At 64.6% G+C, this 23,853-nt stretch carries 1 protein-coding gene (running past one end of the window); it reads left to right on the top strand.

Features of this window, described 5'->3' with window-relative positions; genetic code table 11:
* A protein-coding gene (locus ACIBW7_RS16440; RefSeq protein WP_397047094.1) for an HpcH/HpaI aldolase/citrate lyase family protein crosses the window boundary here: on the top strand, positions 1 to 23,853 show its 3' end. The gene continues 102,306 nt to the left of window position 1, outside the view; the window shows 23,853 of its 126,159 coding nt (coding positions 102,307-126,159); its start codon lies beyond the left edge, outside the window; the stop codon is at positions 23,851 to 23,853.

The following is a 23,853-nucleotide window of genomic DNA, read 5'->3' as shown; positions in this document are numbered from 1 at the left end:
TTCTGGTGGGCCGCTGAAGAACCCATTCAGGTTGTCGAAGCCATCAGCCATTTCGCGCGGTTCGTGTTGCGGGACAACGGGTACGGGGATCTGGCCGATGCGGTGACGCCGGACCTGCCAGCGGTCGAGCCGAGCCGGCTGGATCAGGCCCGGGCCCGGCTGGTCGAGAACCTGGAGTCCGCTTTCCGCCATGTGTATTCGCAGTATCAGAGCACGGACGAGTTCGCCCGCGAGTATCGCGACGCCTACCTCGCGGAGCGTCCGCGGGACGAGAAGTGGTTGGGAACCGGCCCGGATGTGCTCGACCAGATACGTGAGTTGCAGGCCCGCCACGACCGGGGGCGCGCTCGATCGCGGCGGATCGTAATCGGACGGGTACTCGACTTCCTGGAGGGCCAGGCCTTCCGTAGCCAACCTGCCGACTTCTTGGCTCCGATGGCTGAGGCCATCGGGAGGCGCGATAACTGGCTCCGGAAGTTGACGCGGTTCGAGACCCACATCCGCGACCGTGGCCTGCTCGCCACCGAGCGGCTGCGGGATGGTGAACTGGACGCCGCGCTATTGGCGGCCACCCGGTTCATCGACAACGACCGCGCTCTCGCCGCGCCCCCGCGCGTCGAGCGCGACGGCCAGGATGCCGAGATGGTGGTCCATCTCGAAGGTATGGCGTCGAAGAATTGTTTCGTCGATGCCGGGGTGGCTGTGTGGCAAGCGGTGGGTGTGCAGGCGCCTGCTGAGCTGGCTGGGTTCGATGCGGGGCTTGCGGGGACGGATCCGCGAGACGGCGCGGTGAGGATGCGGGCGGGCTGGCATGAGGAACCGCTGACTTTGGACGCGGTCTATGCGCATGTTCGTGATCATGGTGGGGCTGTGCTGATGGGGGTGACGTTTTCGGGGTTGACCGAGGTCACTGGTTTCGGGCATGCGGTGGCGGTGAAGCGGAACGAATACGGCAGCGTCGTGGTGGTGGAGGACGGCCACGAGGTCTGGTTCCGGGATTGGGTGCGGCGCCGTGGGGCGATCGATCAAGTGTTCGCGATCTTCGTGGACGAGGATGGGGTGGCTGAACATCCGCTGGCTCCTGGGCAGGTGCCGTCGTTCGTGCCGCGGGCGCTGGAGGGCGTGCGCCTCGGTACCCGACCGGAGGATATGGGTCCTGCGGGGATTAACGAGGGCATCCTATGGTTGTCCCAGCCTCGAAAAGTCCCTGCCGAGCTACTGATACATGATTCCGACCGGGGCCGCTCCGCGGATTGGCTGTTCACCGGTCCGGGCACGGTGGCAGGCAATGCGTTTCGGGTGGAAGTCGCATCGCTGCGAGGGATCGGCACAGCGGGTGAGAAGGGGCTCGCGGTCGAATTGACCCTGCATTCGGTGGAGGGTGCGTCCGGTCGGGTGATCCTGGAAATAGTCTCGGACGAAACGGGCGAGTGGGACTGGGATCGCGGTTATCCGACGCTGCTCCGATATCGGGAAGTCGATTTCGGTCCACATCCCGAGAGCGTTGCGCCGGTGGTGCGGATGCTGCACGAGCGGATCACCCAGCGGATGCTGAATGAGAGGAATCGCTGGGCGCCCGGCAATGAGCAAGTCCCGACCGAGAACGTTGCCGCGCCCGCCGGACAACCCAGGAGCTTCGCGAACGCGTCCGAGATGGCGGTGGAATTGTCTGTCGGGGAGCTGAACCCGATGGTGACCTTTGGTGGTGAACTCGGTGCCGAGTTGGACTGGAACCCGGGGCAGTCGGTAGCCGAGCCCGACCTGTCGAGCGTTCAGCCTTGGCTGGAAGAACAGCTGGTGGGTTGGGTCGGATGGTCGGTCGGCCAGATCGGTGACCGGGTGCGTGAGCTGGTCCACGGTGTGGTTTACCAGACCAGATCCGAAGACCCGACGCAGCACGGTGACCTCACGCTAGTGCTGCGCGCGGTCGCGGGCAGATTGCGGATCGAGTTGCACAACAACAGCCGGGCGTTGCAGTCGGTGCCCAACGTCGGAACGAGCCGCAGCTGGGCCGGGGTGGAGCGCACCGCGGACGGCGTGGGCACCGTCACCTGGATAGAACTCGAGTCCACCGTCCCCGATCTTGTTGCGCCCGTACAGGACATCGTGCATCGGGCTGGGGCGTCGTCGCTGGCTGCGGCATTGTCCTCCCGGGGCGAGCCGGACGAGATCGTCGCGGAATCTCGCCGACGCGGCGGCGTCGTGGCCGAAATCCTCTCCCGGGCAAGTGAGTTGGGTGTATCGCCAGCTGAGTTGCTCGCTCGGTTCCCGGAACTGGCTGAGGTGATGTGTGCGCTACCCGCGGCGGCCGTGGACACCTGGGCGCGAGCGGACTTGCAGGAACAGATCGAGCAGCAGCGCAGGAACAGCAGGTTCGACGAGTCGCGGCAGTCGCGGCTGCACCAGTTGGAACGGGCCGCCGAGACGCTCGAGATGGTGGGCCACCAGATCGCGGAACTCGGGCTGCGGACCCAGTTGTTGTCGGCCCGGTACCTTCCGGACCACGGTCCCGACGGCGTCGTGGTGCCGGACGGGGGACGGACGCAACTGTTGGTGGCCATCGGGGACACCGAGGCAGACAGCGATGCCGCCGACATCGTGGCGACGGCGGACACGGTGATCTGGTATCTGCCCGGGCCGGTGCCGGGCATCCTCGGCTTGGAAGACCTGATGTCCCAGGCCGCCTACCACCTCGAGCAGCAGAAGCAGCAGGAGCCGTCCAAGCGGGTGGTATTGGTGATGCTGCTCGACGGCGACATGAGCGACCAGCTTGCCTCGGCACGACCCGACAGCGAGACACAGCGAATCCGGACAGCGGTGGATGCCCGGAACCTGGTGGATCGGGTGGCATCGATGAACGCGGCCAGGGAGGCGCTCACCGGTAGCCGGGCACAGGTGCTGCTTGCTGGTCACGATGCCGGGGTGGACATCGTGCTCGAGGCGTGCGAAACGCCCGAGATGCGAACCCAGTTCGACGGTGATCCGCAGCTCGAGGATCCGTTGCTGTATCCGTTCGAGGCACAGTTGGCGCAGCTCGAGCGTGCGGTGCCGGCGCAGCCGGGCGAGCTGCGGGAGCAACGGCGCCAGGAGTTGTGGCAGCTGCGGGTGCTGCTGCGCTGGCTTTCCAGCGAGGTGGGGAATTCCCCGGAGCCGCGTGCGCTCTCGCTGGGGTGGGGCGGCAGCGCGGAGGTTGTGCTCGGTGACCTCGATACCGCGCGGCGGATAGAGGTCCATGCGACCGTGGGGCGCACGAACCCGATCTCGCTGCGGGAGAGTCTGATACGCGGCCTCGACCGGCACAACGCGTCGGTTGCCGAGCTGCGGTCGCCCGACGACGATGCGGCGGTGGCGACGCTGGTATGGCGGGGGCCGGATCTTGCGGCGTTTGTCGAGCGCGTCACCGAGTTGCTGGAGCCACGGTATCGGTCCGACCAGCGGCCGCAGGTCGTGATCAACACGCATGCGGCGGACAACCCGCCGAAACAAGGGCCCGATCTCGGAAGGTCGTTGGTGACGCTGGCTTTCCAGGAAGTCGAGCGCCGTGCCCAGGCGAAGGCTGTGTTGCGGGAACTGGCCGAGGACGCAAGCACGAGCCTGGATGAGCTATCGGCGCCGGGTTCGCGGGTGCGTGCGGACTGGGAACAGCGATTCCACGAGCTGATGCCGCAGGTCGCCGCGCGTCACGGAATGTCGGTAGACGTATTCGCCGACCCGATGATCGCTCGGCGAGTGTGGCAGGATTTGGACCAGTCGATCCGTTCCCAGCCGACCGATGACATCTACGACGATCTCGTCTTCCTGAACTTGTTCGAGGCGGTGCTGGCCTTCGCCACCATCCATCGGGCCGACACCCGCCTCACCCAACTCGTCGGAATGGAACTGGTGCTGCGCGACGCCGCGAAGCGTATGCATGAGCGGATCGACACCCGGGATGCCTTCGTGCACTTCGCTTCGGCGGCTGCCACCCTCGATCAGCTCGCCGGCCAGCTGTTCGGGGCGGATCTCGCGGTCGCCCTTGCTCCTACGGACGAAGCGAAACTCGTCACACGCCACCAGTTGAACGACCTGTTCGACAATCTGCTCGCCGATCTCACGCGGACCGCGAAGGCCGGGTCGGCGGCACCCCGGCCGCGGCTCGGCGACATGCTGGTGGGGTTGCGGGCGCAACTGCGTGCGGATCCGATCGCGGCGCAGCGGGCCGCGCAACTCGATGCGCTGGAACACAATCTGCGCGGCAGCCATCGGCAGCGATTGGCAGCCAAGCGGCGTTATTTCACGATCCGTACCGAGTGCATCGCGGATTTCCCCGCCGAAGTGGAGTATCTGGGCGCCGTCACCGATCCGATCGACCCGGCGCGGGTGGTCGCGCGCATCGGTGAAGTCGTCGGCGAAGGGGAAAACTGGCGGTCGCGGGTGGCACAGCTGGATCGGTTGCGCACGGCCGCTGAACAATACGTCGCTTGGGAGGATCGGTTCGCCCGGTTGCGTGCCGCCGCGGACCAGCTCGAGGCGGTGGCGTTCGAGCGGCTGGTGATGGACACCCCCGATGTCGAACTCCGGTACAACCAGCGGTTGGATCAGGCTTTTGCTCAGCTGACGGAGCTGTTGGCCGAGCCGGAACCCGATATGGGTGCTCGCCCAATGCCCGGTCCGGTTCGACAGGCCGAGCGTGGTAGGTCGACACGGGCGGTTCCGGGCGTAGGTGATGGTGCGGTCGAGCCGAGCCGAGCGCAGCTGTCGCATCGGTCCGACGACATCCCGAAGATTTGCGCGCTCGAGATCCTGCACTTCGCGCGGCTGCTCGGTTTCGAGTTGGCCGGGAATATCCCGTCGCTGTTCGACGAGCAGATCCGGTTGGCAGGTCTGAGCCCGGTCGAATTCGCGAAGCTGTTGGGGGCCGATTGGGCAGAAGAGCCCTTCGAATCCCTGGAGCAGATGCGTGCGTTGGCTGCCGAGGGCAAGTTCGTCATGGGTGCCGTCACGCACGAGCCGTTCGGCGCGCACGCGTTCATGCTGTACCGGCGTGACGATGGCCGGGTGTGGGTGCACGAACGCAAGGGCCACCAGGTCATCGATGTGCCGTTCGTTGCATGGCGGCAACCGAAGGGCGCGCTGCACGGCATCGTGTTCGATGCGCATCGCAAGCCGTTGCGACCGTTGTCTCCTGGGCAGGAACCGACCGGCAGCTACCCACTCGCGAACCTCGCGGGCGTGGCGACGGGTGTCGCACCGACGCCTGTTACATCACTCGGACAGCTCCAGCCCGGTGCCGGATCAGGGCTCGGCGAGACTGTCGGGATCCTGGACGCATTGCGCGAGCACGCCACCCGTCGAGCGGTCGAGTTGTTCGGCGCCGAGCCGAAGCTCGGCTGGGTCAGCGCCGACGAGGCGTGGCGGATGGTCGAGTCGCTGGGCCGGATCGACCCGCGCCGACTGCGAGATGGCATGCGGGTGCTGAATTTCGACATGCGCAGCAAGGTCATCGAACGGCGCATTTTCGAGGGGCGCTCGGTTGCCGAGACCGCCGTGGACCTGGGGATCACCACAGACCGGGTCGAAGATCTCCAGGCGAATGTCGGGGCACAATTCGCCGAAAACCTTGCTGGTGTCTGGGTGTGGAGACCCCGTGGCGCGGCGGGCCCGCGAGTCATCGAAGCTCTGGCCGACGATCCCGATGATTTCCTGCACTGTCTGGCGCTGTTGTCCCCGGACACGGCGGACGCGATCAAGCTTTTCCTGCTGGGCTGGTCGGATGCCGAGATTGCCGGCGAGCTGGGTGGCGAGGTCAGGACGGTCGCGAAACTGCGGCAGCGTGGGGTCGGCTTGGTGGCCGAGCTGCTGGACACCGACCCCGCCGACCGGAAGCCGCAGCGAGCGATTCAACGCCGAACGGGTGCCGCTGCCGCCGAGAGCGTGATCCCCTATCAGCGTCCGGCAGTCAAGGGACTTCCGAAGAAGCTGCGCGGCCTGTTGAACTGCGCCCCGGCGGTGGCCACCGCCGGTAGGGATTTCATGCAGAGAGTGGCCGGCATTGTGCCGAATGCGCCTGCGCTCGTGGACAGTCCGGGGGTCAAAGCCAACGGTGTCCGGGAAGACGAGCTGGCGCGGGCACTGGGCGCCGACTGGCATGAGGGCGGTTTCGGCTCCGGTGTCGATGGTCTGCGTACGGCGCTGCGGATGGTGCGCGACGGGGAAGTCGGGTTCATCGCAGGCGCAATGGTATTCGGGGATGCGGGCGCGCACGCCTTCGCGATCGAGCGCACCGCCGACGGTGGGGTGGTGATCACAGAGAAGATCAACGGAAGGAAAAAGACCTGGTCCAGTGAGCGGGGTTACCGCACTTGGCTTTACGAGCGGGCCGGCTGGAATATCACTGCGGTGCACGGCATCGTCATCGGCATCGATGGTCGCCCCGAGGTGCGGTTCGACGAAGGACGCGACCGCAGCGAGGTGCTCGGCGACTCCGCCCCGGCGGTGCCGATCGGTGGCATGCCGGACGATCGTGCCGAGTCCCGCGCGGGGCCGCCGTCGCCGCACCGATTCGGCACCGAGCTACGTCGGCTGCGTGAGTCGCTGGCTCCGTCCGACGGTGCCGAGGAGAACTGGCGCCGTGCCCCGTTGACGCTCGATTTCGACGGAAGTACCGAGTTCCGGTTGTCCATATCCGATTTCCGTGGTGCGACGTACCGCTTCACCGCGAATGACATCGACCGAAACGCCGAAGTGGTATTCGGACAGGCGCTCTGCCACCGGTTCTCCTCCGCCTTGCACAACATGACCGGCTGGGACATCGTGGTCATCGGCGGGCCGCAGCGCGACGGGACGTGGGGGCCGGTGCACAGCGCCGTACACATCCCGGACAGCCCGGATCTGCTCGATATCACTGGCCGACACAGCCTGGCCGCACTCATGGAGCGCTATGGGGTAACCGAGTATCGCGTGGTGAAGGACGCGCGGTGGATGCCCGGGGACGTGGTGACCGGCATAGACCACCTGCGCGGTGATCGGTTCTGGTGGGCTGCCGAAGAACGCGTTCAGGTAATCGAGGTAATCAGCCACTTCGCGCGGTTTGTGCTGCGGGACAACGGGTACGGTGATTTCGCCGACGCGGTGGCAGCGGACTCCGACGTGTCGGCGATCGACCCGAAACGTCTGAGCTACGACAGGTTGGCGCGGCTGCATCGCAGGCGCGGGAAGGCCGTCGCGGAATTGGCCGCGCTGATATCCGATGACCCGGCGGCGTGGACGCCGGACCAGCTGGCCGCCCTCGGTGCCACGCTGCGGGAACGAGGCGATCACACCGCGCTGGAGGTGTGGACGCGGTTGCGTGCAATCGACGCGAAAATCGCCGAGGGCCGTGACCATCAACGCAGCAATGCCAGGGTCCGGATACTGGAAAATCTGGAATACACCTTGCACCAGGTGTATTCGGCGTACCAGCGGGAGGAGCTGACCCTCCTCGAGCGTCGCCATGCCTACCTCGCGGAGCGGCCCCAGGACGAGGGACGGTTGGGCACCGGCCCCGACGCGCTAGACCAGATACGTCGGTTGAGTGCCCGAGGACGGTCCGGCGTGCTCGGACGGTTACGCGGTCGCCGCGAGAGCCATGAGGGTGATCGAATAACCCGGATTTTGGACGCGATGGCGCAGGCCGCCGAGAACCGCGAACACTGGGCCCGACACTTCGAGCGGCTCGAAGGGTATGTCCGCGAACTCGACACCCGCGTCGAGGAACTGCGCCCGGCCAACGAGACGCACCGTCGCGGGGGCGAACTGGACACCGCGCTGCTGGAAGTCGCTCGGGCCGTTCAAGAGGATTCTCGCGTCGGACCACGTAATGATGACGGCTGGCGCGACCGGCCGGATGCTGAGATGGTCGTCCATCTGGACGGGACCGCGCCGAAGAATTGTTTCATCGATGCCGGGGTGGCGGTCTGGCGAGCGGTGGGTGTGGAGCCGCCGGCCGAACTGGCCGGGTTCGATGCCGGGCTCGCCGGGACGGATCCGCGAGACGGCGCGATGAAGATGCGCGCGGGCTGGCATGAAGAACCCTTGACGGTGCACGCGGTACACGAGCACGTCGCCGAGCACGGTGGGGCCGTGCTCATGGGAGTGACCTTCCAGGGGTTGACCGAGGTCACCGGTTTCGGACATGCGGTGGCGGTGAAACGGAACGAATACGGCGACGTCGTGGTCGAGGAAGACGGCCGCGAGATCTCGTTCTATGACTGGGTGCGGCGTCGCTCGGGGATCGATCAGGTGTTCGCGATCTTCGTGAACGAGCATGGGGTGGCCGAACATCCGTTGGAGCCGGGGCAGGTGCCGTCGTTCGTGCCGCGGGCGCTGGAGGGCGTGCGCCTCGGTGCCCGGCCAGAAGACCTCGACGCCGAGATGACTGAGCGCGGCGGTAAGCAGCATCGTTCCGTTCGGGGTGCGCTGCCTGCCGTGCCGGCGTTCGGCCCGGTGCGGGTGGGGGGTCTCGATGATCTCGTTACCGTGGTGGCCGATCCGTTCGGTGGATTCGGTCGTCGTGCGGTGAAGATGGTTGTCGATGGCGCGGTTACGCCTGCCGCCGACGGGGATGACTTGGAAAGCGGTGCTTTCGGGGGTCGCGGGTCCGCGCGTCCCGGGCCACGCCCATCCTCGAAAGACCGAGCAACCGAGGCAACTCGGCCGCAGCCCGTCGCGATGCCGGATCCCGCTCACATCCCGCCAGGTGAGCGCGGCATGCCGTCGACCGATGAGCGGCCGGAAGAGCAACAGATTCCGGCTACGGAGCCGGCGGCTCCGGAAGCGACCGGCGCATCGGGTGTGCGCGCACCGCGGGGCTCGGGCGACGGTGTCACCAACTGGCGCCAGCTGCGGACCGAGAACGAGGTTGTCCTGGTGCGGGCGCTGTATCACCGGCCCGAGGTGCGTCGGGCCGCGGTCGCCGTGCTGGATCGGTTGCGTGTGGTGCTGGCCCAGCTGCACCCGTGGGCGACGCCGGAAGAGATCGACTCCGCCTTCTACGCCTACAACATTCCGGGGGCGCCGGAGACGGTGCGCGATCCAGATAAATGGGGCGGTGCGGTGCCGCGGTGGGTGTCGCTGGAAGAACTGCGTCGGCACGGGAATTTGCGGGAGCTGATGTCCGCGATCCTCAACGCGCTGGTTCGCAACGCCGAGGTGCAGAGTGCGGCAGGCACCACGTTGAACGAGGGGCTCGCCGCGGTTTTCAACGCGGATGATTGGGAGCTGGCGGCGGGCGCGGCGGGGTTGGACATCGATGCGCTGCGCCCGGTTCTGCGGAATATCCGGGACGCGAAACCGGACTCCGAGATCGTTGAGCGGGACTTGCGCGAGGTTTCGTACTTCGTGCGCGACACTCCGGCGGCGCAGTCCGCGGTCGAGGAATACCAGGGCAGGAATACGGCCAATCGCGACCGGAAAACAGAGGCGCAGCGCCGCCGGGCATTCACCGTCGGAAACCTGTTGCACCTCGGCATGCCCTTATCGCCTCGGGAGTTGGCGGCGATTCCGCCGGAGCAGCTGCGGCTGTTGCGAAAGAAGGTGCTGGGGCCGGACTTCGTGCTACCGCGGGACCCGCGCGGCCGAGTCGATGCCGGACGCTTGGAGCGGCAGTTGCTGCGTATCCCGGGCGATAAGCACGGTCACGTCGAAGTGCTCTACACCTACGACTCCCAGGGCCGCCGGGTATACGACGAGTCCGGTAAGGCCGTTGTGGACCGCGTGCTCGTCTTCCACGACCAAGGGCCGATCGCTCCAGCAGCCGTGGCGAACACCGACTTCCGGCTCTTCGATATCGCATTGCCGTGGCGGCCGGGAACAGCGCTCGTCGAATTCGACAACCGCAGTGCCTGGTTCAAGGAGATGGTGGCCCGGGGTATCCCGATCACCGCGGGAGTCGCGGGCAGCACCGCACGTTTCATGGCCCCGACCGAATGGTTCATGACTCCGCAGGACTGGGCGAAGCAGGATGTCGAATGGGAGGATTTCCTGTTCGCGGTCATCGCTTTCGTGGCATCGCAACATCATTCGTTGTACGAAGTGCTGCGGGCGTTGCAGATCATCGGCATCGATCTGGTCGACGCCGAGCCGAATACACCGGAGTTCGTCCCCGCGTTTTACCGCGGCGTCGCCGACCGGGTCCGCGCCCGATATGGTGTCGGGGCGCTCCCGAGCCGCCCGGACTATGCCGCCGAGGCAGCTCCCGCGCCGGATCAGGGCATTGGCAACGATTCTCCGCAAGGTGATCCGGCCGGTCTGGTCGGCGTATTCGCCGAGATCGGTGGCAATCCACGGGATTTGCCGCTCGCTCCGATCGCGAGCCCGTTCGGCCGTGGGCGACGTGACCCGGCGGTGTGGTTCGCCGCCGACCCCGACCTGCCGCCGGAACCGCACGACCCTGCCGATGCCGAGTCGTCGCCGCCTGGCGACGGGGCGATGGCGTATGCACGCCCGGATGATGTGCGGTCGCAGGGACCGGCCGCGCAGGATCCTGGAGCCGTGTCCTCCTATGCGCCGCTGCTGGACGAAGATGCCGCAGGGGATCGGCCCGCCCGCAAGAGCCGCCGTGCCGGTACCCTCGATCCACTCGGCCTCCGCGACGGGGTCGGCAAAGAGTTCCACCATCGAGAAGACGGTCTGGAGTGGAACGCCGGTGCGAACGCGGCCCCGGCCACGAGCGATAACAGGGGTAAACCGTCATCGAACCCGTCAGACGGCACACCGAAGTCGGAGTTGACCCCGGAACAATTGACCCTGGTCGTCAAAGAGATTGATGCACAGGGAAACTGGGAGCAGGCCATCGATCTGCTGAAACAGCGGTTCGGCGACAAGGTGTATCGATGGATTTCGCGCCGCTACGGCGATTCACCGCTGGCACGCGAAGTCACCGAGGAAGCGTTCGCCCGCGCGGTGTATACCCTCCGGCAGGTGCCTGACGACCTCGATATCGAGCGCTGGATCGTTGCCAAGGCCAGGGGATGCATTCCGCGATTCGACATGTTCGTCGAATTCCGGCGACGACTCGTCCTGGCGGTCGCTGCGTTCGGTGATTCGGATACTGTGGCCCGCCCGGTGAGGGAAACTCCGGGCCAACTCGTGGAGGTTCTCGAGACGGCGACTCTCGCACAGCTACAACATGCCATGGAATCGCCGCTCCTCAGCGACCCCCAACGCGAATTGCTCGACGCTCTCTGGCCGACGCCGCAGCACCCACGTGTCGGGCCTGCCGGAATCGGAGTCGGCCAACCCGGCGGCATGAGAGTCGTGGTAGCTGCCCGCATACTCGCCCACCAGCTTCGGGTGGATATCGGACAGGATGGACTTTCCGAGCCGGAAACAGACGCCCCTGCGATACCCGATCACAGCTCGCCTGCCGATGGGACCGGCAATGCCGAAGTCGGTGAGGGTGACGCCGGGTCGGGTCGTGATGAAGTCGGCGAGGATGACGCCGAGTTGGATCCTGGCGGAGAATACATGGAGGTATTCAGACGGCTGAGCACATCAACAGATGCGCAAATTGCAGATGAGTTGGGCGTTACTCGACAATCTCTGTACCGACTGTACGTCGAGATCGCCAAGAGATTGAATATCGACTACGGTCGCGCGCTGGCCCGAGCCGCCGGGGATCCGGCGGAATCCGAAGGCGCACAGAGAACGACACATGCAGCGGAAAAACAACTCCGCCCGGTACATTTTCCACCACGCCATGCCGAACTGCTCAGACTGTTGGGTGAGGGCAAGAAACCCGAGCAGTGTGCTGCGGCAATGGGATTGTCTGCCAACACCATTCAAAAATACACGCAGCAAATCGGCAACCGCCTGGGCCTCAAGCTCCGAGATGTCATACTTCGGCGCATAATCGAAATGGGGATTATCGAAGCATCGACCAGTCAAACGGTCCGGCCGCGATTGTCCGATCGAGAAACGCGAATTATCGAAGCGCGATCACAAGGCATGAGCTACGCCGAAGCGGGCGAACAACTGGGTATTTCCACACAGACGGCCTATGCGATCGGAAAGGATGTCCTGCACAAACTTTCCGCAGGCAACTGGACGGAGGTGTTCGATTTCGCGGTCTCCGAGAGGATAATTCAGGAACCTTGGGAACCGAAACTCCAGAGAATTGTGCTCCAACTTCTCGCAGCAGGTCATACCATCGCGAGTGCCGCAACAGCTCTGAACCATTCACCCGCGTGGCTGATCAGCCGCGCTGCCGCCCTCGCCACAGAGCTGGATGTCGCTGTCCACAGCACCGCCGAACGGTGGACTGTCAACCACGACACTGCATTGGTGGCGACCGGAATCCGGCGCGGGCTCATCGACGCGCCCGCGCAGTTCCCGATCGTCCTGACACAACAGGAACGGGCCATCCTCGCTGCGAAAGCGCAAGGCAAAACGGCTGAGCAGTGTGTAGACGAGGTACACCTGTCACCCAGCGCCGTGCATCAGGTACTTGCCGAGCTGAGGGAAGTCACGCATTCGGAGACCACAACCGAACTGGTGGCGAAGACGATCCACCAGCTGGTTTCCACCCCTACCGAATCCGATGTGCGACAGCATGCCGAATTGATGCGCATCCTCACCATGATCGCCTGTGGTCACGGCCGAAAAGAGATAGCAGCAGAATTCGACCGGTCACTGGGGTGGGTGAATATTCGATACACCGCGCTGGCGGAGGTGTTCGGCGTCGTCGACAATCAGGCAGCGCTGGTCGCTGCGGCCATTCGCGGGGAGATCCTCGCGCCTCCGCCCACGGCGAATGAGCACTCTTTCGACGATGCTCAGGAACGCCGGATCATCCTCCTGAAGGCCGAAGGCAGGTCCGACCAGGCAATCGCGACGGAACTGCAGCTCCCGTTCAAAGCTGTACGGACGACGATGGCCCGCCTGAAGAAGCTGACCGGCAGCGGCACCACCGGACAGCTGATCGCGAAAACCATCCACTTGGTTGATGCCGCCGAGGCCCCCACTGCACATGCCACCGGAAAATCCCAGTCGCTCTCGGCTAGCGGTGACGCCCCAACGGGCAAGGTCCAGCAGACTCTGGACGTTGCGGTACGCACAATGCAGCGCGCGGTTGCCCGCCCGGCCACAGCGGCGCCGGAAAGCCACGTCGAGCCAACGCCGACCACCCGCGAGCTGACCGCGCTCCGCCAGGTCGCGGCGGGGTTGTCCCTCAACGCGATTGCCCCGAATCTCGGCGTAACCGCACCGAGGGTGCGCGCCTATCTCGATGCCCTCGCCGCCAAGCTGGGCACTGATCGAAGCACACTGACCCGGGTCGCCAAATCCGTGCATGCGGCCGCGGAGGGCATTGTCGAACCGGCCGGCCCGACAGGTGATTTCGCATCGCTGACCCGCCGCGAGAAACAGGTTTTGCGGTTGCTTCCGCGCAGGCTCTCCGACACGGACGCAGCGCGGGAACTACACGTTTCCACCAGGGCGTTCCAGCAGGCGCGGAACAAGCTTCGCAGGAACCTCGGCACCTCGGATATCGACGCGATCATCGAGTGGGCCGTCCAGGGCGGTTACGCCGAGGCCCCCGCCGACACAGCCGCCCGGCCCGAGCATGTCGAAGCCATCGACCCGGCTTTGCGGACAAGCGTCGAACACCTACTGGCAGTGGGTGAATCGAGTGGCGCGGTTCCGGCGCCTGAGCCTCCCCAGTTCCCGCTGCAGGCTCGGGGTGTGCCTGCGGCACCGGAACCCGAGGTGACGGCCGAGTGGACCGATCCTGCTGCTGCGACGACGGATGGACTCGAGGACTATCAGTGCGGTCCGAAGGTTGTCGAGGATGTGGCTCGGTGGTTCGGTCGCAACGACATTCGGTTGCTGGGCAGGGCCGGCCTGGGCGGGGTGCTGGTCAGTGTGATGGAGGATGCGCTGGGTGGTCGGGCGCAGCATGTCGCGGGGTTGGCTGATGCGGTGGCTCGTTTGGATGCGCACGGGCGGGTTCTGGATGCGCGGGGGGAGGGTGACGGGATTGCGATGGTGGTATTCGAGCCTGCTTTGTTCGGTCGGCGGGGTGAATTGGGTCATGCTCGGTGGTTGATTCGTCATGTCGACGGTGATCGTGTGTGGTTCGAGTTGCGGGATCCGGGTAAGGGGGAGTTCATTTCGGATTTCGTTGTGCCGGAGGATGTGCCGGGTCGGTCCGGCATGTTGGCGTTGTTCCTCGATCAGGATGGCCGTCCGGTCTCCGAGGGTGTTCCGGATCCGGATGGTGGTGTGCGCTGGCGAGGACCTGCCGACGATTTCGCCGTCGGAATGGCGCCTGCGGATTCCTCCGGACAGGTGCACGCCGACTTGTTCCGGCCGCAGGGCGCCGTGGACGATCCGCGCCCGTCCATGCCCAGGTCGGCAGCCGAAGCTACGGTCTCCGCGGCTTTGCGGACCGGTCAATTGCTGCAGGGACACAACAATTTCAACTACGCACTGCCACGGCAGGGCTTGTTCGTGCGAATGCGCAAACCGTCCGAAGGCGTGGATCCGCGAGTGTTCCGGGAGCACGAGCTGCTGCGCTTGTTTGCGAAATACGGGGTGGAAAATGTGCCGCTGCCGTATGCAGTGCTGACCGAAATGTGCTTCGACCGGTGGGTGGCGACCGAGTCCACCCCGATCGTGGTCACGAGCATGCTGCCCGGCCATCAAGCATCCGCCACCGAATACCACGCCGAGCGCGAACAGGTCATGGGTGGCTATCGCACGTTGTGGCGGCAGCTGGATCTGATCCCAGAACCGGAACTGCGCGCCCTGCTCTTGGAGGAGATGCCGGAAAACCGGGACACCGCAGGGTTTTTCCGCTGGATCATCGATAAGCAGCGGCGGCTGTTCGAGACCCTGCTGCAGAATCAGGAGGCGGCGGCAATCATCGATGAAGCGGAGATTCCGAGGAATATGTTCGATCTCGTCGAGGCAATGGTCGACGAGGCGGAACCGGAAGACTTCACTCTGCTGCACGGGGACGATATCCCGGACAACACACAACTCGACCCATTCGGGATGGTGGATTGGGATCTGGCCCTGCTCGGCCCACGATCCTGGGACAAGGCGATCCTCCATCACCGGGGCGTGGCCGGTTATCTGTCCAGCGCCGACATGACCCCCAACGTCAAGATCGCAGTGGCCATCCTGCATGCGCAGCGGCTGGCACACGACACGGTTCCCGCTGTGCTGGGGCGGCAGCTGGATCCCAGTCGCGACACCACGTACATGGCCAGCTATGCCGCCGTCCGGGAGATGGCGGGCAAGTCCACCCGCGGCTGCGTCGATCTGGTCAGAAGCGCGATGGGGCACGACCACGATCTGATCGTCGATACGTCGTCCGATCCCACGGTGACCACCGTGCCCCTCCGCGAGGACGGCCAGGTCTTCGACGAGGCGACGATCCGAGAAATTACGGCGGCGATCCGAGGCTTCGCCGGTAAGGCGATGGCGGGCTGGCCACTGGTGAAACGCCGCGCGGCGAGTGCGGCCGTCGTCTTTGCGGTCGGCAAGGCGCTGCGCAAGTCCACCGGCAAGGTGGTGCTCACGGTGGTCGGCACCAGGGAACCGTGGTGGAATCGAGTCACGCGGTTCACTGTCCTGCACCGCAACCCCGATGCACTCGGCATCGAACTGCCCGCCGGTGTGCGTGAGTGGACGGGGGACTTCGAGGACACTCGTTTGAGGGAGAACCCCGAAGGGTGGGCAAGGTCCTTCACGTTCGCGATGCATACGCGCTATTTCGGGACGGTGAGTGCGGATAAGACCTTGGATCCGTTCGTGACACCCGTCGACCGGGTTATTGATCCCGGTGCGCTGCAGGCTCCCCGGCGGATGGCGCGGGCGTACCGGACGCTGGGAGACCACCAATCCGCGAGGCTCGAGATGGACCGGGCCGAGGCAGAGTCGCTGATCGACCTGATCCCGCGTGCCAGTGTAATCCGGATCGAGGGCACCTACCGCTGGTGTGTCGTTGTCGGCGACGGTTTCTGCGTGGTCGGGGACCGTGAGGGCCTGCCGGGCCCGCTCCGCGGCGATGGTGCGGGGCACGAGCACGAACTGCTTGCGATGCTGCATCGTCACGGGGTGCAAAGGGTGCCGCGCCCGCTGTTCGTCCTGGATCCGGCGATACGGGAGGAGGGGCCGGGGCCGCTGATCATCGAAGAGCGCCTGCCCGGACATCCGCTGTCCGCAGCCGATCATGTGCACGTCCGGAATGAAGTCATCGCTCCGGTGCAGGTATTGCTGCAGCAGCTGCGACAAGTGCCCCGAGCGGAGGTCGGCGACGTGCACCTGGTCGCGGAGGATCCCGCGGAACTGCTGCGCAAACTCGTCGACGAGGACATGAGCTTGCTGGCGGAGTATCCGGAAAAGCTTGCTGCCCACAATATTCCGGACCAGCCGTTCGCGCCGATCCTCGCGATGGCTGCTACCTTGCAGCCCAATCGGTCCCAGCTGATTCCCGCCGCGCTCACCATCGACAACATCCTGTTCATGAACGGCCAAGTGTCCGGGTTCATCGGATGGCGCCGGGTGATGTGGGCTGACCCCGACTTCGCCTGGGCGACACTGGGTTTGTCCCTCGGTACCGAGCCCCGTGGTGGGAACGAGGAGATCTACCACGGCTATCTCCGCATCAGCAGATTGATCCGGGCATTGGCCGGGCCGGAATCGTCCGAGATGACGGCAGACCTCACCTCCGACCTGAACTACGCCCGCGGGCTGTGGGACGCCCCGACCGCGGAAGATCGGGCGCAGGCCAGAACCGCGGTGACCCCGGCGGGTTCGGGATTGCCCTCGAACGCTTGGGCTTTCGCGGGCGGTGCCGCTGCGGGGCATGGTGATCCGGCCGGTCTGGTCGGCGTATTCGCCGAGATCGGTGGAAATCCACGGGACTTGCCGCCGGATCCGATCGCGAACCCGTTCGGCCGTGGGCGACGTGACCCGGCGGTGTGGTTCGCCGCCGACCCCGCCCTGCCGCCGGACTCGCGCGACCCCGCCGATGCCGAGCCGTCGCCGTCTGGCGACGGCTCGATGGCGTATGCACGCCTGGACGATGTGCGGTCGCGGGAAAGCGGGCACGAGGAAGACACATCGACTCAGGCGCATAACGAGCGCCGTCGCTTTGAGGGCCAAGTACACAAAACAAGCGGGCCAGCGTCGCCCCAGGCGGGTCGGCGCCCGACAGCACCGAGGCAATTTGACGGTCCGCTGAACGGTTCGGGGAGTGGCGACAATGCCACGTTGTTGTTGGTGGAGGCGGTAGCCGAGTACGAACGGCATTTATTACCGCACTGCCGAAGGAAACTGGCCGAAATCGCCCCGGAGAAACTCGACGACTTCGACCGGTATTTCGTGAACCGGCAGACGGTGGACGAGATGGTTGCCGCGAAGCGGCAGCACCGACGGCGGATCTACGAAATTCTCGATCAGATCGCCACCATGGTGGTCGAGATGCTGCCGCCGGATCTTCCCGAGCGGTACACCGGTGGTGGTGTGCTTCGCAGAGCTACCCGCGACGATGTGGCTCGGGAATGCGGGGTGTCACTGGGAACTGTCAAGAAAGTATTCGGTAACCGTGCGGGGGTAGGGGCTGAAACCCGGGAACGGGTGGAAGCCGCGAAGCGCCGACTCCGCTACCGGGCGGTGCGTTCCGGCGTCATCCTCGATATGGCATCCGCTGCGGCACCGCACTCGTCGCCGGTTCCGGCGGTGAACGTACCGCCGGACAATATTCCTTATCATCGCCGTGGCGATGAGCTGCGCATGGTTCGTGCGGCGTCGCGCACCGAGCTGAAGCTTTGCATTCCGAAACTTCCCGAAACAGATCGAGAAGTGGCCGGAAGGCTGTTCCTCGAGAAGTGGCCGATTCTCGAGCTGGCGGAAATGCTCGGTCGCCCCGCGGATTCCATCCGGGATCAGCAGCATGACATCGCGGTCTCATTGGCCACACTGCTGTCCGGCGGGGTTCTGCTCACCGGCGTCGAGGCGGCGGAGGCGATTCGGGAGGTGCACACCTACGCGCGCGAAGCGCTACAGCCCTATCTGCCGAAGATATCCGAGTCGATGGGGGCACGGTTCGACCGGTTTTTCGTGCGTCGCCAGAGTACGAGCGCGATAGCCGCGGCGGAAGGCAGCAGCCAGAACACTGTCGAGAAATGGGTGTATTCCCTCGCCGAGCAATGGGTCGGGAAGCTTCCACCGGACCTGGTGCGAGACCCGGTGGGGGTAGGGGAGAAGTGGCGAAGGCTCGACTGGGACCGACTCCGCGAGGTAGCGCACCGACACGTCTCGGCGTTCGCGCAATCGGACCAGTCGGTGCAGGAACTCACCGCGGAGGCGCTGCGGCGGGCACAGCGCGGTGTCGGCGCTTTGGCCGAAGACGCTGATACGCAACAGTGGGTTTCGTCGTTGGCGGACGACGTGTTGCGGGATCAGGAGCAGTATGCCCAGCATGTCCGGCTCCGGCAGGCGTTGGAGCGGGCCGCAACGGAGCGGGAGCGAGATGTACTGGCGCGGGCCGGTGACCCGGAGTTCCAGCGCGTGTTCGCCGACCTGCCCGACGACTGGCGGACCTTCCTCCTCACCAGGTTCGGGGACCCGGAGACGTCACGGCACGGCAGGGCTGCGGTGCGATGGGTCGGTGTGTCCACGGTGGAATACCTGGTGCGCACCGCGATACGGCGGATGGCGATAGCACTCGACAGCGTCGACGACATAGCGATGCGACTGGTCGAACTGGCAGCGACGCGGGATTACCCGTTGGTAGTTCGCCACTTGCCGACGGTGCTGTCCGATGCCGAACGAGACCTTTTCGAACGGCATTTCGTCCTGCTGTACGACAAGGCGAAGATCGCACGGGATACCGGCTCGAGTATCAGCGAGGTCGACGCATCGTTGCACCGGATCAGCATTCGGCTGGCCCGGTCACTTGCTCCGGAACTGTTGTCGATCTATCTGAGTGAGGGCATATTCGATGCTCTGTCGTCTCCTGAAGAACGGCGGTTCGTGGAGTGGTATCGGGCACTCCTGGCAGACGAATCCGGGCAGCCGAGGCAGAGCCTCGCCGACTATCTGGCGATGCACCACCTGGAGAATTCCCAGACGGATCGGTGGTTGACGCGCGCCGGGCTGGACCCCACCGCTCACAATGCGATGCCGACCGGACAATTCCCGGGGCCTGGCGAGAGCGGCACGACAGCCTGGCTGTCGGCGATACGCCGGTTCCTGTGCATGGCGCCGCAACGAATGGACGAATTGATCGACGCGCCACGGGGGACATGGGCCGCCGCCGAGCGGGGCGAGACAGAATTGAGCACGGAGCAGGTGCGTGCGCTGCTGCGCCGGGTTCCGGGTGCCCGAGACACGTATACCGATGCCGCACGACACTACCCGGAGCTACTTGCCCGAAATGGTAGAGCCGCATATCCGGAAGGCTATTCTCGAATCGCCGGATATCTACGATTCCTACGTATGGCCGCAGGGTGGTCTCGAACAGAATTGGCCACCCGGAGTGGGAAAACGTACGTCGACATCGAACGGTGGGAGAGCGGAGCCGACGTTCCCGGGCATGAAGATGTGTACGACCTTGTAGATGTGCTGTCCGACTGTGTGATCAGTGAAGAGATCGCCGAGGTTTTCTCCCTCCCGAGAGAGTCGCTTACCTTTCCGAGCTTGCTCGCCGTCGGATCATTCGGTGAGTACTTGCGCTACTTCGGGCGTCTGAACGGAATCGGAGTATCAGGGCTGGCGCGCGTCTTCGGGCTCGGTGCGACGGCGATGCGGCGGTATCTGCAGGGGGCAATGCCGCCCGACGACCTCGCCATGCTGCGGGTATACGATCACGTACTGCATCGCGCAGGTCCCTGGAACCATCTGGCGCTGTCCTGGGGATACAGCTATCGAATGGCTCCCGCCGGAGAAACAATCCCCGACTCGGCTGTCTATGACTCGGTGCACGATTGGGCGAAAGCGGTACGTCTGTACAACCGATTGACTCAACGAGCATTGGCGGCACGTATCGGAACCACACAGTCGTCGATTCGCGTATTCGAACACTACATCAGGCCGAGTGCGGCGTTTCTCCGCGCGCTCCGAGAAGTTCTGGGAATTTCGAACGACGCCATGGCGGCAGCGCTGATGCGCTTCTATCTCATCAGTGCTCGGCAGCAAAGCCGGTGGGCGCAATTGGCAGATCAAGTGGGCGTGCCCCGCCAGTGTCTCGAGCGCAATTTCGGATCGTCTCCTGCAATAGATATTCCACCTCCTGGACGCTACGAATCAGTGCACGGCTGGACGAGGGGGATTCGGCAACGCTCCGAAATGGCCGAATTCGAGTTTGCCGAATTTGTCGGATGGCCTCGGCGGTCGGTTTATACAGTGGAGCGCGAAGTGAAGCCGGGAATACTCATGCTTCGAACCATGCGGGAACGTCTCGATATGCCGAAAGAAATGCTTGTTGCGGCGCTGCGGCGATTCTATCCCGAAGTGGATTCCGGAGCGACCGGGCCTGATAATCACTTGTTCTGGGAGTTGATCGATTCGAGTCCGGATTCTCCCGAGGAACGACGGATCCGTGAAGAAATATACTCGAGGTACGATTCGATTGCGGAAGAGGTGGCGCGCCGCTGGCGAGTTCCGCGCGAGTTGCGCAATGAATTCGCGCAAGTAGCCCGGATAGCAATTATGAAGGCGATCCTGAATTTCATCCCTTCGTTCGACTTCACCTTGGCCGCCTGGGCCGCCGCCCATAATGCTGTGCGTCGAGCCCACTTCGAGCTTCGCTATCCGGACGTGGACGAGCGGACACGACGATTGATCAGCGCGGCCGACAAATACAAGGACAGGCGACTCTCGGAAACCGGGATCGAACCCGATGATGCGGAGGCCGCTCGGGAGCTGGGCTTCGAACTGGCTGCGCTCACCGAGGCGCGTGAGGTGTTCGCGCGGCGGGCGATGTTGATGGACAAGCCGGTCGGCGATTTCGGAGCCCGTCCGCGCGATGGTGTGGGCGAGTCCGGTCCAGCCCCGATGGACGCGATATTCGCGCAGCGAATAAAGCGAGCGCTGTCGGGTCCTCCGGATCCGGAATTGACAGCAGAGTTGAGCGCGCACCTGGATATCACCCCGGAAGACGCCGAGCAACTGATCGCCGAGATCCGGCACCAGATGCAAGCGGTCGGTGGTGCGACCTCGGCGTGGGTGCCGCACGATGGTTCGGGGCACGTGAATGATTGTGTGCCGGTGGCGTTCCGCGGTCTGGAGGGGGTGCAGCGCGCCGAGTTGGTGAATTGGTCGGCGTTGGGGGAAGTGGGTCTGGCGGGTGTGTCCGGGCGACAGATTGTTGCTGCGTTGCGACATCGTGCGGCGGGTTTCGCTGGTCGTGCGGCGGTCGTTCGGGAGTTGGCCGGTCGCGGGGAGAATGCCGCGGCGGTGTTGTTCGAGGTGTACGACGACACCGGTATGGGTCACGCTGTGTTGTTGGTGCACAAGGGTGATGGTCGGGTGGTGGTTCGGGAGGGGGAGCACGAGACGGCGTTCGAGGATTGGTGTCGTGATCGTGGGGAGCCGGTCGGTGTGTGGGCGGTCGTGGTCGAGGGTGGCGAGATCGTGTCGGGTGTGGGTGATCCGGGCCTGCCGCGTTTGCCGCTCGGCAGGATGTTCGGGCGGAATCCCGGTGAGGGGTCCGGTGCCGATACGGGGCCGCCGACACAGCCACGCGCCGAGCCGAGTGCCGGTGGGCGCTCGGAGGACCAGGTCAGCGATAAAGCCCGGTCGGTGTTGGACTCCGAAACCCGTGTACCACAGTTCGACTCATCCGGAGACGGGCACGGCGATCCGTATTTGTGGCTGGAGGACGTCACCGGCAAGCGTCAGTTGGCGTGGGTTCGCGAGCGTAACGAACGCACGGTCGCCCAGTTCGCATCCTCACCGGAATTCGCCGAACTGGAACGGCAGATTCTTGCCATGCTCGACAGCGACGACCACATCATCATTCCGAACCGTTGTGGTGAGTATTTCTACGAGTTCCGACGTGACTCCGAGCATCCGAAGGGGATATGGCGGCGGACCGACGTTGCGAGCTACCGCAATCGCGAGCCAATGTGGGATGTGCTGCTCGATCTGGACACGCTTGATCTGGACACGCTGACCGGGACCACGGGGAAGACCTGGGTTTGGGGGGAAGCCAAGGTATTGCGTGACGGGCAGCATCGAGCGCTGATCGGCCTGTCGCTCAGCGGCGGCGATGACACTTTTGTATGCGAATACGACCTTCGGGAGCGGAAATTCATAACACCTGCCGACGGTGGGTTCCAGCTTTCCTTGGCGCGGAACCGATTTGCGTGGGTCGATGAAAATACCATTTATGTCTCGACAAATTTCGGGCCGGATACCATGACCAAGTCCGGTTCTCCCCGCATAGCCAAACGTTGGCGGCGGGGCACGCCGCTGAGTGCCGCAGAAACACTGGTCGAGGGTGATGACACCGGCGGCAACGTGGTCGCCGGGTACGAGCGCACACCCGGTATGGGGCCGCGCAATGTCATGCGGAAGCTCGATTTCTTCAGTACCAAATACTACGTAATACATGACAATGATTCGATACAGCAGCTCGAGATTCCGACCGACGCGGACGTGCGGTGGGTCGAAAACTGGTTGATGGTAGAGCTCAAGAGTTCGTGGACGTTCGCCGTTTTCGAGTACCCCGCAGGCTCCTTGTTGGTCGCGGATTTGGACAGATTCCTGGCCGGCGACCGTGAGTTCGAGGCCCTGTTCATCCCGGATCCGCACACCGTTCTGCACGGTTACGGGTGGACGGAGAATCACCTGCTGTTGACCTTGCTGTCCGACGTTAAAACCAAGATCGAAATTCTCACCCCCACCGCCGATGGTTGGACCCGTCGGACGCTCGACGGTATCCCGGAGATGTCGACCGCCGAAGTGGTCGGTTTGGACCCGATCGCGGGCGGTGATGAGTTCTTGGTTTCTACACAAGGATTCACGACCCCCACCCGTCTGCTTGCCGGGTCGGTGGACACCGAGTTGCACTTGGTTCAGCAGGAGTCGGAGTTTTTCGATGCCACCGACGTGGTTACCGAACAGTTCTTTGCCACTTCGGCTGATGGCACCTCGATTCCATACTTCGTCACTCGTCGCCGCAACGTGACCGGTCCGACGATCATGCACGGTTACGGCGGCTTCGAAATCTCGTTGACGCCTGAGTACGACGGCGCGGCAGGCATGGCCTGGATCGCGGATGGTGGCATCTTGGTCTATGCCAATACCCGTGGTGGTGGCGAGTACGGACCGGAATGGCATACCAGTGCCATGAAAGCCAATCGATACAAGGTGTACGAGGATTTCGTCGCCGTGGCGATGGATCTGGTCAGACGCGGCATTACCACTCACGAACAGTTGGGCGCCGTCGGCAGGAGCAACGGCGGCCTGCTGATGTCGGTGATGCTCACCCGCTATCCGGAGATGTTCGGCGCTTTGGTCGGCGAGGTCCCCACGGCGGATTTCCAGCGCTACCACCTACTGCACCAAGGGAGGAATTGGATAGCCGAATACGGCAACCCCGATATCCCGGAGGAGGCTGCGTACATAATCTCCCCGTATCACGAGACAGATCCCCACAGGCAGTATCCGCCGATCCTGTACCGGACCTCCACCGGCGATAACCGTGTTCATCCCGGCCATGCACGGAAGATGGTGGCGCGGCTGGAGGAAGAGGGGCATGAGGTCTGGTTCTACGAAAGCACCGAAGGCGGGCATGCCGATACCGCGAACAACCGGCAGGCCGCATTCGAGACCGCGCTCAAGTACGCCTTCTTCCGGCAGAAACTCATGGTGTCGTAG

Source organism: Nocardia sp. NPDC049526, from assembly GCF_044465765.1.
Classification (GTDB): Bacteria; Actinomycetota; Actinomycetes; order Mycobacteriales; family Mycobacteriaceae; genus Nocardia.
This window is presented reverse-complemented; position numbering and strand designations above follow the sequence as displayed.